22 protein-coding genes and 1 riboswitch are annotated in these 20,898 nt (G+C 45.9%); of the genes, 14 read left to right on the forward strand and 8 right to left on the reverse strand.

The genetic code is table 11. The features are described 5' to 3' along the window. Positions 1 to 74: 74 nt before the first annotated feature. A complete protein-coding gene (locus ACLVWR_RS15180) occupies positions 75 to 401 on the forward strand; it encodes an STAS domain-containing protein (protein WP_413581460.1) in 327 nt (108 codons plus the stop codon). Between the two features lie 46 nt (positions 402 to 447). Here ACLVWR_RS15180 and ACLVWR_RS15185 read toward each other — a convergent pair whose 3' ends face one another. Continuing rightward, positions 448 to 1,560, reverse strand: coding sequence for a hypothetical protein (locus tag ACLVWR_RS15185; protein WP_413581461.1), 1,113 nt, complete (start codon positions 1,558 to 1,560; stop codon positions 448 to 450). A gap of 141 nt (positions 1,561 to 1,701) precedes the next feature. Here ACLVWR_RS15185 and ACLVWR_RS15190 point away from each other — a divergent pair, with 141 nt between their 5' ends. Beyond that, on the forward strand, positions 1,702 to 2,292 hold the full coding sequence (locus ACLVWR_RS15190; RefSeq protein ID WP_413581462.1) for a hypothetical protein: 591 nt from the start codon (positions 1,702 to 1,704) through the stop codon (positions 2,290 to 2,292). A 33-nt stretch (positions 2,293 to 2,325) separates the two neighbouring features. Here ACLVWR_RS15190 and ACLVWR_RS15195 read toward each other — a convergent pair whose 3' ends face one another. After that, positions 2,326 to 3,531 carry a DsbA family protein gene (locus ACLVWR_RS15195; protein WP_413581463.1) on the reverse strand — a complete coding sequence of 402 codons (1,206 nt, stop codon included), beginning with the start codon at positions 3,529 to 3,531 and terminating at the stop codon, positions 2,326 to 2,328. A 79-nt stretch (positions 3,532 to 3,610) separates the two neighbouring features. On the opposite strand from ACLVWR_RS15195, the gene ACLVWR_RS15200 reads away from it, so the two are divergent. Next, the gene (locus ACLVWR_RS15200) at positions 3,611 to 5,275 is read left to right on the forward strand and encodes a ChaN family lipoprotein (protein ID WP_413581464.1); all 1,665 of its coding nucleotides are present in this window, start codon (positions 3,611 to 3,613) and stop codon (positions 5,273 to 5,275) included. Continuing rightward, positions 5,272 to 5,715, forward strand: a complete 444-nt coding sequence (locus tag ACLVWR_RS15205) for a GYF domain-containing protein (protein WP_413581465.1) — start codon at positions 5,272 to 5,274, stop codon at positions 5,713 to 5,715. The genes ACLVWR_RS15200 and ACLVWR_RS15205 overlap by 4 nt, the downstream gene beginning before the upstream one ends. Here ACLVWR_RS15205 and ACLVWR_RS15210 read toward each other — a convergent pair. Beyond that, a complete protein-coding gene (locus ACLVWR_RS15210) occupies positions 5,696 to 5,968 on the reverse strand; it encodes an HU family DNA-binding protein (RefSeq protein ID WP_340597486.1) in 273 nt (90 codons plus the stop codon). The two genes, ACLVWR_RS15205 and ACLVWR_RS15210, sit on opposite strands and share 20 nt — an antisense overlap. 89 nt (positions 5,969 to 6,057) lie before the next feature. On the opposite strand from ACLVWR_RS15210, the gene ACLVWR_RS15215 reads away from it, so the two are divergent. The 5 genes from ACLVWR_RS15215 to pyk all read left to right on the forward strand — a co-directional run bounded on the left by ACLVWR_RS15215 (position 6,058) and on the right by pyk (position 11,506). Then, on the forward strand, positions 6,058 to 6,783 hold the full coding sequence (locus ACLVWR_RS15215) for a hypothetical protein (protein WP_413581466.1): 726 nt from the start codon (positions 6,058 to 6,060) through the stop codon (positions 6,781 to 6,783). 42 nt (positions 6,784 to 6,825) lie between these two features. Continuing rightward, complete coding sequence (locus tag ACLVWR_RS15220; protein WP_413581467.1) at positions 6,826 to 7,506, forward strand: tetratricopeptide repeat protein; 681 nt, start codon at positions 6,826 to 6,828, stop codon at positions 7,504 to 7,506. After that, on the forward strand, positions 7,506 to 8,243 hold the full coding sequence (locus ACLVWR_RS15225; RefSeq protein ID WP_413581468.1) for a hypothetical protein: 738 nt from the start codon (positions 7,506 to 7,508) through the stop codon (positions 8,241 to 8,243). Before ACLVWR_RS15220 ends, ACLVWR_RS15225 begins: the two co-directional genes overlap by 1 nt. A 96-nt stretch (positions 8,244 to 8,339) precedes the next feature. After that, on the forward strand, positions 8,340 to 10,013 hold the full coding sequence (locus tag ACLVWR_RS15230) for a hypothetical protein (protein WP_413581469.1): 1,674 nt from the start codon (positions 8,340 to 8,342) through the stop codon (positions 10,011 to 10,013). A 5-nt stretch (positions 10,014 to 10,018) separates the two neighbouring features. Next, positions 10,019 to 11,506, forward strand: a complete 1,488-nt coding sequence (gene pyk, locus ACLVWR_RS15235) for a pyruvate kinase (protein WP_413581470.1) — start codon at positions 10,019 to 10,021, stop codon at positions 11,504 to 11,506. 50 nt (positions 11,507 to 11,556) lie between these two features. Here pyk and ACLVWR_RS15240 read toward each other — a convergent pair whose 3' ends face one another. The 4 genes from ACLVWR_RS15240 to ACLVWR_RS15255 all read right to left on the reverse strand — a co-directional run bounded on the left by ACLVWR_RS15240 (position 11,557) and on the right by ACLVWR_RS15255 (position 15,190). Then, entirely contained in the window at positions 11,557 to 12,537 is a 981-nt protein-coding gene (locus ACLVWR_RS15240) for a Crp/Fnr family transcriptional regulator (RefSeq protein ID WP_413581471.1), read from the reverse strand. Between the two features lie 99 nt (positions 12,538 to 12,636). Continuing rightward, complete coding sequence (locus ACLVWR_RS15245) at positions 12,637 to 13,293, reverse strand: CoA transferase subunit B (RefSeq protein WP_340597479.1); 657 nt, start codon at positions 13,291 to 13,293, stop codon at positions 12,637 to 12,639. Positions 13,294 to 13,295: 2 nt separating this feature from the next. After that, entirely contained in the window at positions 13,296 to 13,994 is a 699-nt protein-coding gene (locus tag ACLVWR_RS15250; protein ID WP_340597478.1) for a CoA transferase subunit A, read from the reverse strand. A 20-nt stretch (positions 13,995 to 14,014) separates the two neighbouring features. Continuing rightward, on the reverse strand, positions 14,015 to 15,190 hold the full coding sequence (locus ACLVWR_RS15255) for a thiolase family protein (RefSeq protein ID WP_413581472.1): 1,176 nt from the start codon (positions 15,188 to 15,190) through the stop codon (positions 14,015 to 14,017). An 83-nt stretch (positions 15,191 to 15,273) separates the two neighbouring features. Here ACLVWR_RS15255 and ACLVWR_RS15260 point away from each other — a divergent pair, with 83 nt between their 5' ends. The 3 genes from ACLVWR_RS15260 to ACLVWR_RS15270 all read left to right on the forward strand — a co-directional run bounded on the left by ACLVWR_RS15260 (position 15,274) and on the right by ACLVWR_RS15270 (position 18,120). Further along, positions 15,274 to 16,257 (forward strand): DUF4097 family beta strand repeat-containing protein, encoded by a 984-nt coding sequence (locus ACLVWR_RS15260; protein ID WP_413581473.1) that lies wholly within the window; start codon positions 15,274 to 15,276, stop codon positions 16,255 to 16,257. Between the two features lie 68 nt (positions 16,258 to 16,325). Next, positions 16,326 to 17,240, forward strand: coding sequence for a hypothetical protein (locus ACLVWR_RS15265; RefSeq protein ID WP_413581474.1), 915 nt, complete (start codon positions 16,326 to 16,328; stop codon positions 17,238 to 17,240). A 308-nt stretch (positions 17,241 to 17,548) separates the two neighbouring features. After that, a riboswitch (purine riboswitch) is annotated at positions 17,549 to 17,649 on the forward strand. Continuing rightward, on the forward strand, positions 17,641 to 18,120 hold the full coding sequence (locus ACLVWR_RS15270) for a hypothetical protein (protein ID WP_413581475.1): 480 nt from the start codon (positions 17,641 to 17,643) through the stop codon (positions 18,118 to 18,120). It overlaps the preceding riboswitch by 9 nt. 110 nt (positions 18,121 to 18,230) lie before the next feature. Here ACLVWR_RS15270 and ACLVWR_RS15275 read toward each other — a convergent pair whose 3' ends face one another. Continuing rightward, complete coding sequence (locus ACLVWR_RS15275; protein ID WP_413581476.1) at positions 18,231 to 18,881, reverse strand: hypothetical protein; 651 nt, start codon at positions 18,879 to 18,881, stop codon at positions 18,231 to 18,233. 72 nt (positions 18,882 to 18,953) lie between these two features. Between ACLVWR_RS15275 and miaB the strand changes: the two genes are divergently transcribed. Further along, positions 18,954 to 20,309 carry a tRNA (N6-isopentenyl adenosine(37)-C2)-methylthiotransferase MiaB gene (miaB, locus tag ACLVWR_RS15280; protein ID WP_413583511.1) on the forward strand — a complete coding sequence of 452 codons (1,356 nt, stop codon included), beginning with the start codon at positions 18,954 to 18,956 and terminating at the stop codon, positions 20,307 to 20,309. After that, positions 20,309 to 20,863 (forward strand): bifunctional nuclease family protein, encoded by a 555-nt coding sequence (locus tag ACLVWR_RS15285; protein ID WP_413581477.1) that lies wholly within the window; start codon positions 20,309 to 20,311, stop codon positions 20,861 to 20,863. Before miaB ends, ACLVWR_RS15285 begins: the two co-directional genes overlap by 1 nt. Positions 20,864 to 20,898 lie beyond the last annotated feature (35 nt).

Genomic DNA, 20,898 nt, shown 5'->3' on the forward strand with positions numbered 1-20,898 from the left:
CAAAACGGCATGAAAATGAACCGTTAAGTAGCTGGTAATTATCTGGGGATAATGAAGTGCAGAAAGGGATTTTCATGGATTTGAAGCTCGTGTTGGACGGGGATATTACTATCATTTCTTTAAGTGGACGTATTGAGATTGAAAAAGCTCAGTCCTTTAAAAAGGCTTGTCTGACGACTTTGGCGGATAAGAAGGTCGTTTTCTGCATGAAAAACCTGAATTTTGTGGGGTCATCGGGTATTCAATCATTCTTTGGTTTGTTGAATGAGATGAATGCTGAGAAGCAGCTGAATGTGAAAATTGCGGGATTGAATCCAGATTTCCAGCGCCTTTTTGCATTTTCTCAATGCCCGGCGCTGGAAGTTCATGAAAGTATCGAAGGCGCTCTACAGTCCTTCTGATCCCATTCGGCGGACCGAAGTCCGCCGTAGCCTTGGCGAAGGCGGATTATTTTCTTAAATCGTTCAATTTCTGACTGAGCTCAAGGTTTAGGCGCTCCAATGCGGCCGCTGCAACCTTGAGTTTTTCATTTTCTTCGTTCTTAGCATTCCACATATAACGAAGGCTTTCCAACTGTTCGAAATACTGACGATTCTCTCGCTCCAACTTTTGAATAACTTCTTGATCTTGTACTACGCGGATTTGCAAATCCGCATGTTCAACACCCAGTTTTTGATTCTGACGCGTAAGCTCAGTCATGCGCTCTTGCTGGCGATTCAGTTCTTGTTCCAAGCGGTGGCGAACGTCTTCTTTGCTGCGACGAACGACGACCAGCTCGTTTTCCAAAGTATCCTGACGCTCTAGAGCTGAATGCAATTTTGCAGTCTTAGCTTCAAGATCTTCTTGAGCTTGATGTAATACTTTAAGTTCTTTCGACATGCTTGCGATCTGGTCTTCGTAGTGTTGGACCATTTCTTGAGCTTTTTTGTCGGAAGTTTCCACTTGGTAGCGGGCATTTTTAGTCACTTCAATGACCTGGTGTCTTAGATCACGAAGCAAAGCTTCTTTGTGATTAAGATCAACTTCAAGTTCAGAAACGCGTGCATCCTGAGCAGCAGAGTATTCTTTCAGTTGAGAGATGTAGGGTTTGACCTGATTTTTGATGCGATCATGATATTTTTCATGACGGACCAAATCAGAGGTCATGCCTCTCACTTTTTCCTGAAGGGCACGAAGTTTCTCGGCCTGAATTTCTCTTTCACGCTCGATTTGATCAACCTTGTGTTTCCACATGTTGTCTTTTTCGCGCCATACAAGAATCTGATCTGTCACAGAAGACTGTGATAGGCGAGCCTTGTTGGTCTCTTCGCTGAGTTTTTGATTTTCATTTTCCAACAAAGAAAGCCGGCGAATGGCGACCTTGAGTCTCGCCATCAAATCTTCGTTTTGGGAAATTAGATTTTCCACCGTCGAAGATTTCAGGATTTCTTTGGGTAAATGACTGACGTCGGCTCGTTTTGGGAGCTCGTCAGGGAGTGGAATTGAGGCAGCCACGGGCTGTTGCTCGAATTCGAAGTCCAGATGTCCTAATTTAGCGCTTTGGAATTGTTCGGTGTCCATAGCCCTCCTCCATGAAGTCTAGGTCGCCCTTAATCTAGTTTCTCAGTATGAGGCGAGTCCGTCAAACCAAAGGCTTAAGACTGGACCTTGGTAGTAATAAATGAGCTTCAATCTTTGCTGGGAAAGTCCGAAAAGAAAGATATGGCAGTTCCTGCAATTAAAGATAATGCCGCTGTGGCAAGTGAAAATAAAAACAACGACGCCGGTCTATTTGATATGGGCACGGTGGATCGTACGGATTTGGGTAATCCCGAGTCTTTTCGCTTTAAAATTCTGACATGGGTTTTGGCAGAGCGCTATGATCGGGCGATTGAGGAGTTGAAAGACTTCTTGGAGGCGCCATCTGACTATCCTGATTTCAAAGGCAAAGTAACTCGCTATATTCATCACGGCATCGACCTTATATATGCAATCAAGGCCAAGCGTGGTTTCCCTGGGATCAATTCTTTAACTCGCGCCAAGCAACAAGAGTTGCGCGAGAAATTTAAAGAGCACTTTAAAGAGCTGCAGTATATTCTTAAAACTATTGAAAAAATTCAGACTGATTTGCGTATCGCTGATGCCCGATCCACGATTTATGTGGTTCGCGCCTTGTGTGCGGCTTCGTTGGGGATCGTTATTCTGGCTTTTTGGTTGGATATCGTAAACGGTTTGGCGTCGACAAGTATCATTGTCTTTGATGATGCCTTTGGCAGGTTGGCGAACTGGCTGGTTGGACTGGTCGGGTTGTAAAAAAAAGCCACCTCAAGGGTGGCTTTTTTTATTCTATTTCTTGATAGCTCTGTAAACTTCTTCAAGTACCGGTTTAGATTGTCCGCCGGTGAGTAGCTTTCCATTTACAAAAACAGTGGGAGTTCCTTGGATCTGAGCGGTCTCACCCTCTTTTGCCATTCCACTGATCAGCTCCAGTGTTGCAGTATCGCTAGAGCACTTTTTAAGTTCATCGGCAGGAATGCCAGTTGCCGTTGCAACTTGATCCAATAGTTTATCTAAAATCGGAGCGCCCATGAATTCAGCTTGTTTTTCAAAGATGAAATCGTGAGCAGTCCAGCCTTTTTGGGCAATTTTATCTGCACAGAATACAGAGGCTGCAAGTCCGCAGCGGACTCCATCACCACCACCTTGAACGGCTTTGTTACAAGTGCCATCAATAGGGAATGGTTTGAAAACCAACTTCACATCTGTGTGACCTTTAACAAAAGAGTGAATTGGTGGGGCTGCATGTTTGCAATGCGGGCAGAAGAAATCCGCGAATTCAACAATGGTCATAACTGCTGGCTCGGAGCCCATTTGTAAAGTCAGGCCTTTGGAGTTGTCGAATTGTTGCTCCGGAGCCATTGTCCAATAGCCTACGCGCTCTTTGGAGATTTTCTCCATATCGCCGAAACCTTTGGTTTCTGTGTACATAAGATTTGCGATGAAAGCGATGACCGGGATTGCGACCAAACTGCCCAGGAACCATTTATCACTGACGAACGCGTCCTTGATATCTTCAGTCAGGTTGCTGATGGTTGGGTTTGTTGCCCCTTTCCATGCTCCAACGAATGAAATCAGAGATAAGATGTATGTTCCAATACAGAATAGGCAGTATGCCGTCATGGATGTAATGGAGATTACTCCCATAACCACGGATCCCAAAAGAACCAGGATGGACATAAGGAAGGCATAGCGCGAAGTCTTGTCGCGATCTAGTGTGAGATTCCAACGAGTTATGCACAAAAGGAAAAGTAGAATCAAATTGGCGGCAACGCCCCACATAGCCATAGGGATGCCAAGAAAAGAGGCAAACTTACTGGCAGTCACAGTGTCGCAATTAAAGGTGCTGCTCACGTTACAAACGGATGTGCCCTCAAGGGTTCCAAACTTCACAGCGTAAAAGTGTTGAGTCAGGTAGGTGTGAAAGCCGATGGCAATCAGGGTTGCGATCACGGCCACAAGAAGGAACATGTTTTTGCTTGATGTGTTTTTCATGCCTTATTGAATCTTAGAATCATGTTTGAAATCAACGAATTTTATGCAAAAATTAAAGCCGCTATCAAGGAAGACAGCTTTGAACGACATACAAAAGTGGATTCGCATTCGCAAAGACCTCTATCTGCAGATGGAGAAACAGGTTCGTCATCGTCTGGGGGAGGACACCCCCGAGCTGATGCGCTATCATAAAACATATCAAAATGAGTTCTCGCGGAAGTGGCAAGCTGCTGAGCATGCCGAACTTTGGGATCAGATTGCTGATTCTCAAGTGGTTCTCATGGGGGATTTTCACGCACTTCATCAGTCTCAAAAGGCGCAGTTGCGGGTGCTGCGTAATATTCCCAAAAATCGACCCCTTGTTTTGGCGGTTGAGTTTTTTGATGCTGCCGATCAATTAAAAATTGATAAGTTTATGTCGGGGAAAATGTCCGAAAAGGATTTTCTGAAGTCCATTCAGTGGGAAGCCAAATGGGGCTTTCCCTGGGAGCACTATCGTCCGATTCTGCGTTATGCACAAAAGAATAAAATTCCAGTTTTTGGGTTGAATAAAGCGTTCGCCAAACGAAATGCCACGACCCTGAAGTCCCGGGATGTTTTTGCGGGTAAAAAAATCTCTGATTTGACGATGAGCCATCCCGAAAGCCTGATTTTTGTGGTGTACGGGGATTTGCATTTAGCCAGCGCGCACATTCCCTTCGAAATTCAAAAAAATCTGGGTAAACCGTTCGCTAAAAAAGTACTGAGTCTGTTTCAAAACTCCGACAAACTTTATTTTCAGCTGCTTAAAAAGGGTGAAGAGGGCAGTACGGATCTGATTCGTATCAATCGAAACACTTTTTGTTTGATGAGCGTTCCGCCATGGGTGAAGTGGCAGAACTATCTGATGTATCTGGAACAGGCCTACGATGAAGGTTTGCACTTTACCAGTGATGAAGAAGACGATGACGATTGGGATGATGACGAGGATTCTGACTTTGCACCCGTGGATTTCACGGACCATGTGGGTCGTTATGTGAAAATCATGGCGGATGAGCTGGGTTTGAAGGTGTCTTTGTCAGGGCTTTCAGTTTACACCGCTCATGATGATTCTTTCTGGTCTCAAGTGCGCGAGCACTATGACGCAAAAAAACAGCTGTGGATTCAGCGCCTGATTGAGGATGAAAATTCCTTTTACCTTCCTGAGATCAGCGCGGCCTATCTGGCACGGGGAACAGTGAATCATGCGGCAACTTTGGCGATGCACTACGTGCATGCGCAAGTGAGCGAAGCAAAAACACTGTTCAGTGAGGTTCCTCAGGATTTCCTGCGCTTGATTTGGATGGAAGCCGTTGCGTATTTCGGCTCAAAGATGATCAATCCAAAAAGAAAAACAGACACGATCGCCGACATCAAGGCAAGTCTGGTGCACAAGGAGTCCTCGGAGATCGGTAAAGAGGCTCTGCAGCTGGCTCTTGCGCAAAAAATGCATGAACTCATGGTCATCACGGGGGTTCCCGGTCATCGCCTGCAAGCCCGGCCTCGGCGAAAATTAAGCTATATGGTGGCGGCAACTTTGTTGGGTGGCATGATGGGGGAGCGTTTGTTTAACGGGTACCAAAAGAAGCTTTTAAAAGTGTCAGCTTTGGCTTCGTTTCTGCAAAAACCCATGGATAACAAGAATTTTGAAGCAGCTTATTATGGCATCTTAGAGGTGGTGGAATCACTGCCAGCTCCCTTTCAAAGCAAAAAGGAAAAGCTATGAAGAAAACCTGGTTTCGAAGTGTGAATTTAAGACCCCAAGGGCCTTACAGTCTGGAAGAAATGCGTGCTTTCATTCATCGTGGCGAAGTCGGTTTTCAAGATTTGATTTTGGATGAAAGCAAAGGGGATGTCTGGAAAGCAGCGGCCGATTGGGGTGTCTTTGAGTTGACGCTGTTTCCGGCTGGGCAATCTTTTATACCAGGTATGTCTATCAATGAAGAAGCGCAGGAGTGGGTAGTGCTTGTCGGGCAAAATGGCGGTGTGCCATTGCAGGAAGGACCTTATTCCGTGGCAGATATTAAAGCAGGTTTGAAGGCTGGGCGAATTTCGCCGTACCAACTTATCTGGAAGAGCGGCTTAAGCGGCTGGTGTCAGGTTAAAGACCGTCCTGAGTACTACAGCTGCATCAGCTCAGATCAGCTTAGTTCAGAGAGTCTTTAAGATCCTTGCCTGGTTTGAATCTTGGTACGTGGGCGCTGGGAATTTTGACTGCCTGGCCGGTTTTTGGATTGCGGCCCTGACGGGGCTTGCGAGTGGCTTTGGAGAATGTTCCAAAGCCAACGAGTTTGACCTCGTCACCTTTTTTTAAGGCCTCCTGAATAACACGAAGGGTGGCGTCAAGAATATTTTCAGATTGAGCTTTCGTGGATTTTGTACGTTCAGCCACGATGTCGATGAGTTGAGCTTTATTCATTGCCATCTTCCCTTTCAGAGCAGGGGACAGACACTAAGTTTGAGAATGAATTTGGTCAAGATATTTTACGGAAATAAGGAGATTTAAATATGGCAAATTTGCTTAAGGTTTTTATCGTTATATTGTTTCCATTGACTTTATCTGCGCAACAAAAAGTGGCCGCTGAATTGTTTGATTTGAAGTCAGATCGAAAGCAAAAGCTCTACGATTTGAATCTGGAAATTACTCCACAGGGGGCCGAAACACGCATGCACGGCGAGTTTCGTGACACACAAGGAAAAGTTGTGGTGGTCGAAAAAGGCGCTGCAGCAGGTGACAAATTTGTCAGTTATGAAATTGTAAGATCTCAGACGGGCGAAAAAGGACGCATCACTTTGGAGGGTGACAAAATCAAATTTGAATATGAAGGGTCTGATGGCAAAACGAAAACAAGTGAAGAGAAGTCCAAAGGGATTCTGCTGAGTACGGCAAATTTTGCACCCTTCGTTTTGTCTCACTGGGAGGAATTTCAAAAGGGAAGCTCCATCAGTGTCCGCTATGCGGTTTGGGATCGACTGGAGACTGTGGGATTCACCCTGAAAAAAGTCGGTGAAACTGAAGTGGCCGGTGAAAAACTGATGGAGCTGCAGATGAAGCCAACCAGTTTCGTGATCGCTGCCCTCGTGGATCCAGTGCATTTTTGGTACTCCGATAAAGACAGGACTTTGCGCGTTTTGAAGGGTCGCGTGCCGGTAAAGCAGATGAAGAACGGCAAGTGGTCTGACTTGGATGCAGAAGTGGTTTATACCAAGGTCCAGACGCCAGTCTCAAAATAATACAGTCTCAATTTTTAGCTGTTTCCCGCCGATAAGTGGGGCATGAAGAATCAGAACTCAATCTTTGTGGTTTTCTGTTTGTGCCTCACTATTGGTATCGTGGCCGTCTATGGCGTATTGGTGGGGCATTTTAACGGCCATCAGAAATACGAAATCCAGATCTCTGCTCTTAATAAAAAAATTGAACAAGAGCAGTTTGATAATTCCCTTTTAACTTATCAGCTTAAAGACTTTCAACAGGCTGTGGCCCAGGCGCTTCCGGGTGATAAAACCCTTCAGGCAAAGTATGAATTGAACAATCTTGCTGCGGCGGTGCGTACTCCAGCCAGTGAGTCCAAGGTTGATTTGTCGCCTGTTGTTTATGAGCGTGCGAAAAAATACTTCAATCAAAAGAATTATGACAAGGCTATCAGTGAGTTTAATGGCTTGCTTGAGAAGTATCCTTTAAGTTCGCACGGGGTTGAGGCGCACTTTTTCATTGCTGAAAGTTACTTTCTTAAAAAAGACTTCCGTAGCTCTCTGGCGCAGATTGACGACATGGTGACTCAGTATCCTGAAAGTGACCTTACCGGGTTCATTTTGCTGCGTATGGGGCAAATCAGTGAGTACAACAATCAAGTCGATGAAGCCGCTGAAGTTTACAATACAGTTCTGAAGAATTTTAAAAATGAGGATCTGCGCAAACAGGCCCGCAAACTGGCGAACAGCGTGGAATTCAAATAATGAAAAAGTTCTTTCAGATTTTCATGTTTTTGCTGGCGTTTCAGGTGGAGGTTCGGGTTCGGGCTTCCGCGGATACGTTGCAGGAGCCGGCAGCCTGCCTGAAGTCCTCTGAAAGCTGTGCATTGCATGTGGTGGGACCCGCGTTTCATCTAAAACAGGGTAATTTGAAAATTCATGCAGGAGAAAAATCCACTTTGGTGCGTCTTTCGCAGGAAAAGTGGCGTTTGGTAAAAGGTGTTTTATGGGTTGAGTCCGCACCTGGTGTTCAGGTGGAAACGCCCTTCATGACAGCAAAATCCTCCCATGGTCAGTACTGGATCATTGAGCGTGGTGAAAAGCAGATTGTGCGCAATATCGATGCGGAACTCCATGTAGTGCTTCGAGATGGTAAAAAACTGGAAGTTCCGGGGGGGTTCGAGTTTTGGGTTTCTGGGATCAACTCCAAGGGTAAGAATGAGTTTGGCATGATCCAGACCGTGGATTTGAAAGATCATCTGCTTCAGTGGAATCAATTGTTTGTGGGTACCAAAGAACAGTTTAAATCTGAAGTTTCGCATTTGCGGGGCAATTGGGCGGATCTTAGTGAGCGTGGCGCGAGTCTGTATGAAAAGATCGCGCTTCGACAGCTGGCTTCCGTGGAAGAGGCTCGCCGCATTGAGGAAGAAAAAAAGCGTGAAGCCCAGGCTGAGCGCCAAAAAACCCGGGAGCTCATGTTCCAGCGGGCTTTTGACCGATAAATCCCTCAAACCTAGGTCCTGTTTTTATTTAACCAGCTCAGAGTCCTGAAGTTTCTTTGCCTTCCGCATGCTATTCTGCAGGCTGGGGAGGATAGGATGTCTTCTATTTCATCAGACCGCTCGCGCCAGGACGAAAAAATCAGACAAACTCGTGAAGAGTATGAAAATCGGGAAACCGAGAATACCAAGCGCCGTAATGCGGAAATCAAACGCCTTGAGCAACGTTATCACGACGAAGTGAAATCCATCACTGATAACTATGAAAATAAAATCGACTCTCTGAAAGAGCGTAATCGTGATTTGTTGACCGACAAGGATCTGGATAACAACCGTAAAATTGATGAAGTTCGTAATACTTATCGCGAATCTTTGCGCAATAAGACTGAAGAATCCTACAATGATCGCGCTCTGTTGCGTAATTCCTATGAAGCTCAACTAAGTAAGCAAAAAGAAGTGAATGAATCACAAAAGAACAATCTGGTGGGGCAGTTGAACACGGAAATCAAAAGCCGTGATGAGCAGTTGCAGCGATCGACAGATGAAAATCGTGAAAAAGCACGTCAGAATGTTGCAAACAATGCGCGTCGACTGAACGATGCTCATGAGAAAGAAAGAAACGCTATGGCGTCTTCTCATCAGCAGGAAGTGGCCACAAAAAATCGTGCTATGAACGAGATGAGAAAGTCTTACGAGGGCCGTATCAAGCAAAGCGAGACGATGCGCGAGAACGACAAAGAGTCATACCAGCAGAAAATTTCCGATATTATTACCAATGGTAAAGAGACATATTCAGACAATCTGCAGATGAAGCAGGTGGTGATGGACTCCGAGTTGAACCGTGTGCGTGACAAGTATCACAATACTTTGGAGCGCAAAATGGAAACCTTGGATGGTCAAAATGCGGAATTCCGCGACACTGTAAATGAAAGAATTAACACTCAGGTGCGCTCCAAGGACTCGCAAATTCAACGTTTGAACAGCAAGTTGAATAACGAGATGGCCAAGAATGAAAAACTGCGTGGTATTGAAAGAAAGAATCTGACACAAGCATATGAAAAGCAGTTGGATTTGGTGGATCAGCGCCGTGAAGATGCTGTTCATCGTATGCGCGAACTGTCGGATGAGCGAGTTGACAAAATGAACCACAAGAATGCGCAGCTATTGCGCAATGTGGATCGTGAATATCAATCACAGGCCAATGTTGCAAATGCACGCAGCTCCCTGGATCGTGAAACTATGAAACAGCAACACGAGGATCAAATGATCCAAGTGAACTCCACGGCTGAGTCCCGCGTTAAGAAAATTACGGATTTGTCTTCAAATAATGCAAAAAGATTGGGTGAGTACTACGGTAGTTCCCTGGAACAAATGGAAGACAACTATTCGCAACGCATGGATGGTCAACGTCAGCGTTTTGCAGAGGATCAGATCGCTACAAACAAGGCCATGACAGAGCGATTCCGTGGCATGGAGCAGAGCTTCAATTCGCGTCTTGAACAAACTGTGAAGTCCTACGAGGACAAAATCACAAAACTTAAAGACAATCAGGACAAAGAGGTAAAGCGTCTTGAGCGCATGTACGGTCAGCGTATGGACAATCAAGGCAAGGCTTCCAAGAACGAAAAAGAATCTGTAACTATGCAGTATGAAGCAAAGCTTGCGCAACTCAGCGAGTCGCACCAAGATCAACTTGATAGAATGAATAGACGCCACCAGGAGGATATGCAAAACTTGTCTACAAAGATGAGTGCATACTCTAGGAAGGCGTAGTTTCAATGTTAGCAGACCGACGAGCAAAGATTGTGGCGACCATCGGGCCGTCTACTCGTGATGAGAAAAACCTAGAAAAAGCAATTAAGGCGGGCATGAATGTGGCTCGCCTTAACTTTTCTCACGGGACCCATGAAGATCATTTAAAAGTGATTCACTCACTTCGTAAACTTTCCAAGGACATGAATGCTCCCGTGACAATTCTTCAGGATTTGCAGGGGCCAAAGGTTCGTGTCGGAAAAATTGAAAACGGAAAAATTGAGATTAAGCCTGGTGAGAAGTTCACCTTCACGACGGCTCCGGTATTAGGACGTCAAGGATTGATTCCATCTGACTTTAAAGAGCTTCCACTGGCTTGTTCGCCAGGCACGCGCATTCTTTTGGATGACGGCCTTATGCAAGTCGAAGTATTGCAGGTTCGTGGTGAAGAGGTTGACGTTGTTGTTATCGACGGCGGCATCCTGAAGGATCGTAAAGGTATGAATCTGCCAGGTGTGAATTTGCCGGTGGATCCGATGACTCCGAAAGATCTTGAGGATCTTGAATTTGGTATTGCCAACAAAGTTGACTATATCGCTTTAAGTTTCGTGCGCCATGCCCGTGATATTCGCAAACTGCGTGAAATCATCGAATCCCGTGGCTCACAGGCGAAGATCATTGCTAAAATTGAAATGATTGAGGCCTTGGAGAATCTTGAAGAGATCTGCCGTCTTTCAGACGCTGTCATGGTGGCTCGTGGAGACCTTGCTGTAGAAGTGGGTCAAAGTCGTCTTCCGGGTTTCCAAAAACGTATCATCAATGTCTGCAATCAGTTGGGGCGTCCGGTAATCACGGCGACTCAGATGCTTGAGAGTATGATTGAGAATCCTCGTCCAACGCGTGCTGAAATCACAGACGTGGCCAATGCGGTTTTGGATGGTTCTGATGCCTTGATGCTGTCGGCTGAATCAGCAAGTGGTAAACATCCATTTAAAGCTATTCGCACCATGCATGAGATCATTCTGGAAGTTGAGCGCAACGAAGAGAAGTACTATAAGATCTCTCTTGAAAGTGAGTTCTTGAGCACGCCTGCGGCTATTGCTGCCAGTGCCTCTTTGAGCGCGTTGAAGTTGAATGCCACGGCAATCATCTGTTTAACCAGCACAGGTAAAACAGCAAGCATCATTTCCAGCTTCCGTCCCAAGGCGCGCATCATTTCTGTGACTCAGCACCATGAAGTGTTGAACTCGATGGAATTGAACTGGGGTATTCAAACTCACGCGATCAAACCTTATAAAAACATGGAAGACATTTTGTCTGAAGTGGATAAGTTGTTGGTGACTCATGGTTTGTCCAAAACCGGTGATAAGGTGATCCTTACTCTGGGGCAGCCTATCGCGAGTGGCATCAAAACAAACTCACTCTATGTTCACACTGTGGGCGCAGAGAGCCTGGTAAGATTGCCGGATGAGCAGTTGCCACTGCGCTGTCAAACCGATCCAAATATCGATTAGTTCAAATTAAAAAAAAGGCTTTAGTGGTGAACTAAAGCCTTTTTAATTTTCTAACGAAGTTTCTTTTTCAGATTGTTTACCAGGGACCAGTTTTGGGCTTGCGGTTCGACGAAGGGAAGCTCCACTGGAGCGAAGACGGATGTGCCGTCCATGATCTTGTCGCCCAGGTATTTTTTCTCAACCAGGCTGTTGGCATCGTCGGGTTTAATCAGTGCGCCGACTTCCTTCATGGATTCATTTTGCACAACACTTAAATCAACTTTGTTCAGACCTTTGTTGTCGGTCGGGATTTTTTTCGCAAATAGAATCAGTGCATTCAGAACTTTGCATTCTTGTTCTGTCAGTGGTTCTTTGCGGTCTTTTTCCTGTTTAAACAACCAGTCGTTGTACCAATCAACAAATGCAAATAACTCGGCCGCTTTGAGGTTGGTAATTTTCTGTGTTCCGTCGCCACGATCTTCCTGTGTCAGATAACCCAGTTCAGTCAGGGCATTCACCATCGCGGTCATTTTATTTGTGGCTTCCTGGAAAATCTGAATCGTGTAATTGCGAAGCAGAACAGAGGAAATACTGACGCCAGTGGCTTCCGGTTTTCCGTATTTATTAAACACGAAATTCAGGATCGACATGAATTTATTGATCACGTGAGGTGGGAAGCGCTCTTCATCTGCATTTGCAGTTTCAAGTTGTTTGATCTTTTTATTGGATTCACGAATGGTTTCATTCAAATTTTTTAAAATCGCGCGAACCCATACTGGTAACTGATCGAGCTGTTTGTTCAAAGAGTCATAGGGCAGGGCAATGACTTCAGTTTCCTTGATGGCTTTGACATTTGCGCTGCGAGGTTTGTTGTCGAACAAGCCCATCTCGCCAACCATGGCGCCAGGATTAATTTCGGCAAGCATGACTTCAGATTGGCCTTTGGTTTTCGTTACAGCCAACAGACCGGATTTAATGATGTACATCGCATCCGCTGCATCACCCTCACGAAACAAGTAATTGTCTTTTGCAAGCTTCTTAGCCTCAGCCACGCCCAGATCCTTCCCGAGAAATTGTTGTATTTAGTATCCCTGAAACAAAAGTTCAGGGCAATTTGTAGGAAGGAGGCTGGACGTAGGTACGGACTTACCTTAGAACGTCATCGCTTTGCAGTCAGGCGCAATTGTCATTTTGCCCTCTGTCGCAGCAAGAACTTTTTCTGGTGATAAATCAGGAGCATATTCTTTTAAAACGAATCCTTGATCTGTCACTTCGATCACACCGAAATCGCTGACGATTTTCTTGATGCACTTGATGCCAGTCAAAGGCAGAGTGCACTTGGTGCGAAGTTTGGAGTTTCCTTCTTTGTCAGTGTGTTGCATGGCTACGATTACATTGCGGGCACCGGCTACAAGATCCATGGCGCCGCCCATTCCCTTAACCATTTTTCCAGGAACCATCCAGTTGGCGATGGAGCCTTGCTCATCGACTTCCATGGCGCCCAAAACTGTAAGGTCCACGTGGCCACCACGAATCATCGCAAAACTGTCTGCGCTGGAAAAGAAACTCGCTCCTGGAACTGCTGTCACAGTTTGTTTGCCGGCATTCACCAGATCCGCGTCGACTTTGTCTTCAGTTGGGTAAGCGCCCATTCCCAAAAGACCGTTTTCGCTCTGTAACATAACGGACATTCCTTTCGGAATGTAGTTGGCAACCAAAGTTGGAATGCCAATTCCAAGATTTACGCAGTAACCATCCTGAACTTCTTTGGAGATTCGTTGTGCAATTTGTTCTCTTGTTAAAGGCATAACTATCCCTTACTCACTGTGCGCTGTTCGATGCGTTTTTGATAGTTCGTTCCTTGAAAGATTCTTTGAACGAACACGCCTGGAGTGTGAACCTGATCCGGATCCAATTCTCCCACTTCAACCAATTCCTCAACCTCTGCCACTGTGATTTTACCCGCAGTTGCAGCCATGGGATTGAAATTGCGCGCGGTTTTTCTGAAGATCAGATTGCCGAACTTGTCGCCCTTCCAGGCTTTGACCAAGGCAAAGTCACCAACGATGCCGCGCTCAAGAACATAGTCGCGGCCATCAAAGTTTTTAATTTCTTTGCCTTCCGCAACCAGAGTCCCAACTCCTGTTGGAGTATAGAATCCGGCGATACCAGCGCCGCCGGCCCGAATGCGTTCTGCCAAAGTGCCCTGAGGGCAGAACTCAAGGTCAAGTTCGCCACTCATGTATTGTTTTTCAAAGAGGGCGTTTTCACCTACGTAGGAAGAGATCATTTTTTTGATCTGACGTTTTTGCAAAAGCAAACCCAATCCAAAATCATCCACCCCGGCATTGTTGGAAACGCACGTCAGGTTTTTAACCCCGCGCTCAACAAGGGCCGCGATGGAGTTTTCGGGAATTCCACAAAGACCAAAGCCGCCAACGACCAAAGTCATTCCGTCTTTGACCCCGTCAAGGGCAGACATGGCGTCTTTATAAACTTTTTTGCTCATGATGTCGGGCCCCTTATCAGTTAGGCTTTTTCAATGATCAATGCGACTGCTTCGCCGCCACCAATACACAAAGTCGCCAAACCATAGCGTTTGTTGTGAGTGTGAAGAGCGTGAACCAAAGTCGTCAAAATGCGCGCACCAGAAGCACCGATAGGGTGACCGATGGCAACGGCACCGCCGTGTACGTTTACTTTCTCTGCCGGGATTTCCAATTCCTTCATTGCTACTTGAGTGACAACTGCGAAAGCCTCGTTGATTTCCCAAAGATCGATGTCACCCACTTTCAAGCCCGCTTTATCCAAAGCTTTCTTGATCGCGCCAACAGGTGCTGTTGTGAAGTACTTGGGTTCGTGAGCGAAAGTTCCGTGTGCCACGATTTTTGCCAAAGGTTTCGCGCCACGTTTTTTTGCTTCTGATTCAGACATCAAAACGTGAGCTGCGCCCCCGTCATTGATTTTGGAGGCATTTGCCGCCGTGATTGTGCCCGCTTTATCGAATGCCGGTTTCAACCCTGGAATTTTGTCGAAGTTGGTGTTGAATGGTTCTTCGTCTTTATCGATAACCACGTCACCTTTACGGCCCGCAACAGTCACCGGAACGATTTCGTTTTTGAATACGCCATCAGCCCAGGCTTTTTGCGCTTTTTTATAAGAATCAACCGCGAAAGCATCTTGTTGCTCACGTGTGAAGTTATGTTCTTTTACGCAAATCTCTGCGGCATTTCCCATATGGAAATTATTGTACGGATCCCAAAGACCATCTTTGATCATGGAGTCAGTCATTTGTGTTGGTCCCATGCGGTAACCAGAACGGGAATTTTCAAGCAAGTGCGGAGCCAAGGTCATGTTTTCCTGACCGCCAGCCACAGCAACTTTAGTGTTCCCAAGTTTGATGTTGTCGGCAGCAAGCATGACTGCTTTCAAGCCGGACCCACAAACTTTATTAATCGTCATGCATGGAGTGTTGTTGCCAAGACCCGCATATAGAGCAGCTTGACGAGCTGGAGCTTGTCCCACGCCTGCAGTCAGTACTTCACCCATGATCACTTCGTCGATTTCATTTGGAGAGACACCGGCGCGATTCAAAGCTTCTTTAATCGCAGCGGCGCCCAGTTTTGGAGCAGGTACTGCACCGAAACCACCTTGAAAGGATGCGACAGGAGTTCTGACGCTGCTGACAATCACTACATTTTCCATAATTCACCTCTTGATGTTGAAAATCTAAAAAAAATTAACTTAAATAGAGTCTGAGTCAATATTTCAGAATTTGGAGACAACGCATGTCAGCGATCACCGTCATCTTGATAAGTCTTTTCGTTCAGCCTCTTTGGGCAGCCACATTTGAGGCTCCTGTGCAGGAAGGAACTCGTTTGGTTATTAAGGGCCTCGACGCCCAGGTTCAACTGGTCGCAGCTCCCGGCGCAAATTCTGTAAAAATCTCAGGTGTTGAAGAGTCGGGTTTTGAAGGTGCCTATGTGGTTACCAAAAAAGAGAATATCATTGAGGTCTCCATGAATGAATTCGGGAGCAAGAAAACCTGGATGAATATCTTGCCGAAAGCGAGTTCCCAAGCGAAAAAGATCGAAATTTCCGGCGCTGCTGTGCCAGTGGAAGTTCAGCTTAAAAGTGGCAGCGTTGTTGCTCAAAGATGGAGCAAAGATCTGAAAGTGAGTATGACTTCAGGACGCGTTGCCACAGCCAATGGGACAGGTACTTTGCAGCTCTATGTGCAAAAGGGCGAGATCAGCGTTGCTGACCATGTGGGGCGCGTTAACGCTGATGGATACTCTGGTGCCATGAGCTTAAAAAATATCCAAGGGGACGTGGATGCCTCGATGTTCTCAGGGCAATTGAATCTGGAAAAAGTTCGCGGCTTTGTCTCGCTTAAGACGCAGCAGGCGACCGCAAAAGTGAATCAGGGTTCCGGAACAATTCAATTTGAAAATGGCAAGGGGAGCCTGAGCTTACAGGCGTTTCAAGGGCGCCTTGAAGGGCAGAATCAAGATGGCAATGTCACCATCAACATGACTTTGGATTCAGAGGTCGATGTAAAATCAAAAGCCGGACGTGTGAATATCATCTCTCCAGCGGCTTCGGGGGCTAGCGTCAATCTATACACCGTTGATGGAGAAATTTTCGTTCCCAACGAACTCAGAGTCAGCAAGTTGAGCTCTGAGAAAAGCGTAAGGGGGCGTCTGCGTGGCACAGCACAAAGAGGCAGCATTTCCGTACGCGGCCAAGAGACAACAATTCAAGTAAAATGAGTTGACAGCCCAAGCTCTATGATTCAGGTATTTGAAGGTACATTCATCATCGTCAACTAGGTAAAACTATGGCAAAAATCGTAAAAAAGAAGCCCGCAGCAAAGACTCCAGCCAAACCCGCTAAAAAAGCGCCGGTAAAAGCTGCGTCTAAACCAGCCCCTAAAAAGGCAGCGCCTAAGACTGTAGTTAAAAAGAAGGCCGAGAAAGCACCTGTAAAGGCAGCTCCTAAAAAGCCGGAAGTTAAGAAAAAAGTCGAAGCCAAAGTTGAACCGAAAGCGAAAGTTTCCGCGAAATCCGTAAAGGAAGTGAAAGAAACTAAAGCCGAAGTTTCCAAAAAGGAAAAAGTCGAAAAGAAGGCGGCACCAGCCCCTGTTCCTGAAAAAGCCGTAGCGCCTAAGAAAGATGCGAAAGCACCGAAAAAAGGTAAAGGCAAAAAGGAAAAAGAAGAATCCGACATGGATGACGACTTTATCGCTGATGACGACGCCATGATGGGCGACGAAATTGGTGAGTACGAAGAGGAATTGAAGGCTGTCGAGGAATCCGAAGAGGAAATCGAAGTCATCGAGGACTGGACAGCGGAAGAGAAAGACAAATCTGACGAAGAGATCGTTTTGACGGATGCTGAAGGTCGCCGCTACTGCCGTGCTCGCGATTGCGATCAAGTGGCTGTGGTTGATGTGTACTGCCGTTATCACTACCTGTTGTTCTGGAAGAAAATCCAAGTTCGTAAGAAAATCCTTACTGATGGAAAACTGGAGCGTTACGTTGAGGAATTGACGTCTCGTTATCCGGATAAATTCCTTGAGATGATCCGCCGTGACCTTCGCACTGAGAAGGACTTCCTGGCTGCGATCCAAGAGCTTGAGATCGATGAATCAGCTGGTGAAGGGGAATTTGAAGAGGATACGAACGCGTTTATCGAAGAAGTGCGCGGAATGGGCGACTCGGGTGGTTCTGTTTCAGACGACGACGAGTACTAGGGCGCACCAGCAAATCCGTTTTACCTGCGTTGCTGCGTCGTCGCTGTACCTTCAGTACAGCTTCCTCCTGGCACCTTGTTAAAACGAATTTTCCGGCACGCTAAAGATGGCCTCACTCTTGGAGTGGGGCTTTTTTTTGGCCAAATTACACGCTGCATAAACATATGAAAATCCGGCGGTTTTTGGGGAAATGTTAAGGGAATTGATGATTTACAAATGTTAATTTGGGGTCGCAGAGTATTCAGGGGCGCGTCACGAAATTTTGTGGTACAAATTTGAATTGCAATCTGGAAATGGGATTGGTAGCAGTAGCCGCAAGTTGAACACTAAATATATGTCGGAAATATGGTCCGACGTTTCTACCTGCCACCAGTTTTAATGGCAGACTATTTGGAGATATATGAAGAACCTATTCGTTCTTTGCGCGATTCTAGTCGTTTCCTTGTCATCTTTTGCACAAGATAACTATCCAGTTGGACCAGATCAAAATCTGACTCCTGGTGCGTTGTGCAATCGTCCGACGGAGCACCGTTACCCAGAGCAAATCAACTATTGCGAGCGCAACGTTGATACTCAAACTAAAAAAGGTCGTTTCGCAGCATACGATCAACAGTTGGGTTTCCACACTCGTCAGATGAATCGTCAGGATTTCAAAATTGACCATTACATCCCACTTTGCATGGGTGGTTCTAACGACATCAAAAACCTATGGCCACAATACAAAGAAGTTTACGAGATCACAGATCCTTTGGAAGGTCTTCTTTGTGAGAAAATGGCTCAAGGCAAGCTTCTTCAAAAAGACGCTATCCAAATCATCATGCGCGCTAAGAACAACCTTAGTGAAGTTCCAGCAATCTTTGCTCGCGTTCAAGATCTTTAGTCTGAATTAAATATCTCTCATCGAGGGGTTAGGCTCGCTTCCACCATGTGGGGTGAGCCTTTTTAGTTTCTGGGGATGTTGGAAGCAGATTTGAGGCGAAAAAAAAGCTCCTAATGGAGCTTCTTTTTGTTTCCGCTGAACATTTTTGGACCCTTATTGTCGTCATCGTCTTCTTCAATCGACTCTGACTCTTCACCGTGATCTTCGTAGTCTTCGTCGTCTCGCGGTGGGCTTAGCTCTTCGCTTTGTTCTGCGCGAGTCAGGGCATCTTCGGATTCCGATTCCTCATAAACGATGCTGTCGTCTTCCACGCCCAAGAGTTTATTGGCTTCCGCTTCAAGGTTGGAGTTTTCAGTCGTGAATTGCACGTAAAGCTTTTTACCCTGGAATGGGATTTCCTTCCAAACGTACGGGAAGTCCACTTCGCCGTCGTTTTCAAAGTATTCCACCATCATGGAGGCAGCAGCGTCCACGCAGTTGTGAATACGAGTGATGGCATCTTGTTGTTCCTGAGAGTAATTCATGGAAACTTCAAAATTTGCCTGAGCCAGGCGGCCGTCCTCATGATATCCGACGCGCAGCACTATCTCTTCGGTGTAGATACGACCTTCGATAATCAGCTCTGCATTCTCTAGGTATTGAGCGAAATTTTCGTTAAATACCGTCTGAATTTGATTTGAGTACTCTTTGGGAAAATTAGTCCATTTTTTGGAATTTTTCAGTCTTGGATTCATAGCAAGAGGCTCCTCGAACTTTGACATTTCTAAAGTGCTCCTCTATAACTCACTTTCTTTGATGACACAAGAGGTAAGACAGTGGATGAAGTGAGCCAAATTCCTGAAATCACCAAGCAAATTGAAGGCATTAATCAAGATGTTGGTCAGGGCCGTGGTGTCTATATTTCCACTTACGGATGTCAGATGAACGTGAACGACACGGAACGCATGTATTCTCTTTTAGAGATGCAAAACTTTGCGCCCGTGGATAAGCCTGAAGACGCGTCTTTGATCATCATCAACTCCTGCAGTGTGCGTGAAAAACCGGTTCATAAAGTTTATTCCGAAGTCGGAACTTTCAGAAAAATGAAAGAAAAAAATCCTGACTTGCGAATCGGTGTTGGCGGCTGTGTGGGTCAGCAGGAAAAAGAAAATCTAATCAAGAACCAACCGATGATCGACTTCGTATTTGGTACGGATCAAATCGACAGTCTTCCGTACTTGGTTGCAGACAGCTTCATGGATCGCGAAAAGCGCATCAATGCGAAGTTTCAGCACCGCGCCCCTTATCACATTGAAACCATGGTTCGTAATCCAGGTGTGGCGACGTTTGTTAACATCACCAAGGGTTGCGATAATTTCTGTACCTTCTGCGTGGTTCCGTACACTCGCGGTCGTGAAAAATCCCGTCCCTTGCAACACATTCTGACGGACATCCGTCACCTGGTGAAACGCGGGATGAAAGAAGTTACTTTGCTGGGGCAAAACGTAAATTCATATTCTGACAGCGATGTGGATTTTGCTGATTTGATGGCGAAGGTTGCCACTGAGACGGATGTTGAAAGAATTCGTTTTACCACATCTCATCCAAAAGATTTCAATCAGAAGCTGGCGGACACGATGGCAAAACATCAGGACAAGATCATGGAGTACATCCATCTGCCATTCCAAAGCGGCAGCACGCGTGTCCTGGAGCGTATGAATCGTATTTACACTCGTGAAGAGTATCTGGAAAAGATCGCAATGCTGCGCAAGTCGATTCCTAATGTGGTGTTCTCAACAGATATCATCGTGGGTTTCCCGGGTGAGACTGAAGAGGACTTCCAGGATACAATGAAGATGGTTCAAGAGGGTGGTTTTGAAACTATTTTTGCTTTCAAATATTCCCCTCGTCCGTTCACCAAAGCTGCAAAGTTTGAAGATCAAATTGCGGAAGAGGTTAAGACGGAGCGTTTGAATCGTTTGTTTGATATGCATGATAAAATGTCCTTCGAACTGGTAAAACGTTACGAAGGTCAGATTATGAAAGTTCTGGTTGAAAACACAGATCGTGAAGAAGGTAAAGTTCACGGTCGTTCCACGGGGAATAAACTGGTGCACTTGAAAGGTTCACCGGATTTGATCGGTAAAACGGTCGATGTGCGTATCACGCGTGCCTTCCCGGCTACCTTTCATGGAGAGTTGGTTCAGTAATGAAAGAAGAAGTTTTAGATTTTCAAAATCTGAAAGCACAAATCATTTTCGCGGAGGAATCCGGCGACGAGGAAACTTTCCATCAGGACGACTTGGTGCGCTTGTTTCCATATGGTCTTTCTGTGACGGGTGATATTTCCCGTCCTTTTCTTTTGTTAAAAGACGAATCGCATTCCCATACTCTGCCGGTGGCAGTTTCTCCGATTGAAGCGGGTGTGGCTTTGTCACAATCGAATAAAAGCATTGCCGAGTCGACTCCGCACAAGTTCACTGAGCTTTTGATGCAATCATTGGGGATAGAAGTCCGTCAGGCGGTGTTTGTGGAAATCAAGGGGGCGAGTCAGTACGTTCGTCTTTATTTGACCGGCCATCCAAAAACAAATTCAATTAAAGTGCGTGCTGATGAAGCGATGTCTCTTTGCTTGCATTTGGGCACGCCTATTTTTGCGACTAGAAACTACATTGGTCGTTCAAAAATCATGAATGCGACCGTGGAAAGCAATTCCCACGTACTCCAAAACATGTCTGGCGAAAAGCCCAGATATCTAAACTAAAAAAAAGCACCAAATTGCTGTACTGCAAATTGTGT

Origin of the sequence: Bdellovibrio sp. HCB288 (assembly GCF_047305935.1) — a bacterium.
In the GTDB taxonomy this organism is placed as follows: domain Bacteria; phylum Bdellovibrionota; class Bdellovibrionia; order Bdellovibrionales; family Bdellovibrionaceae; genus Bdellovibrio.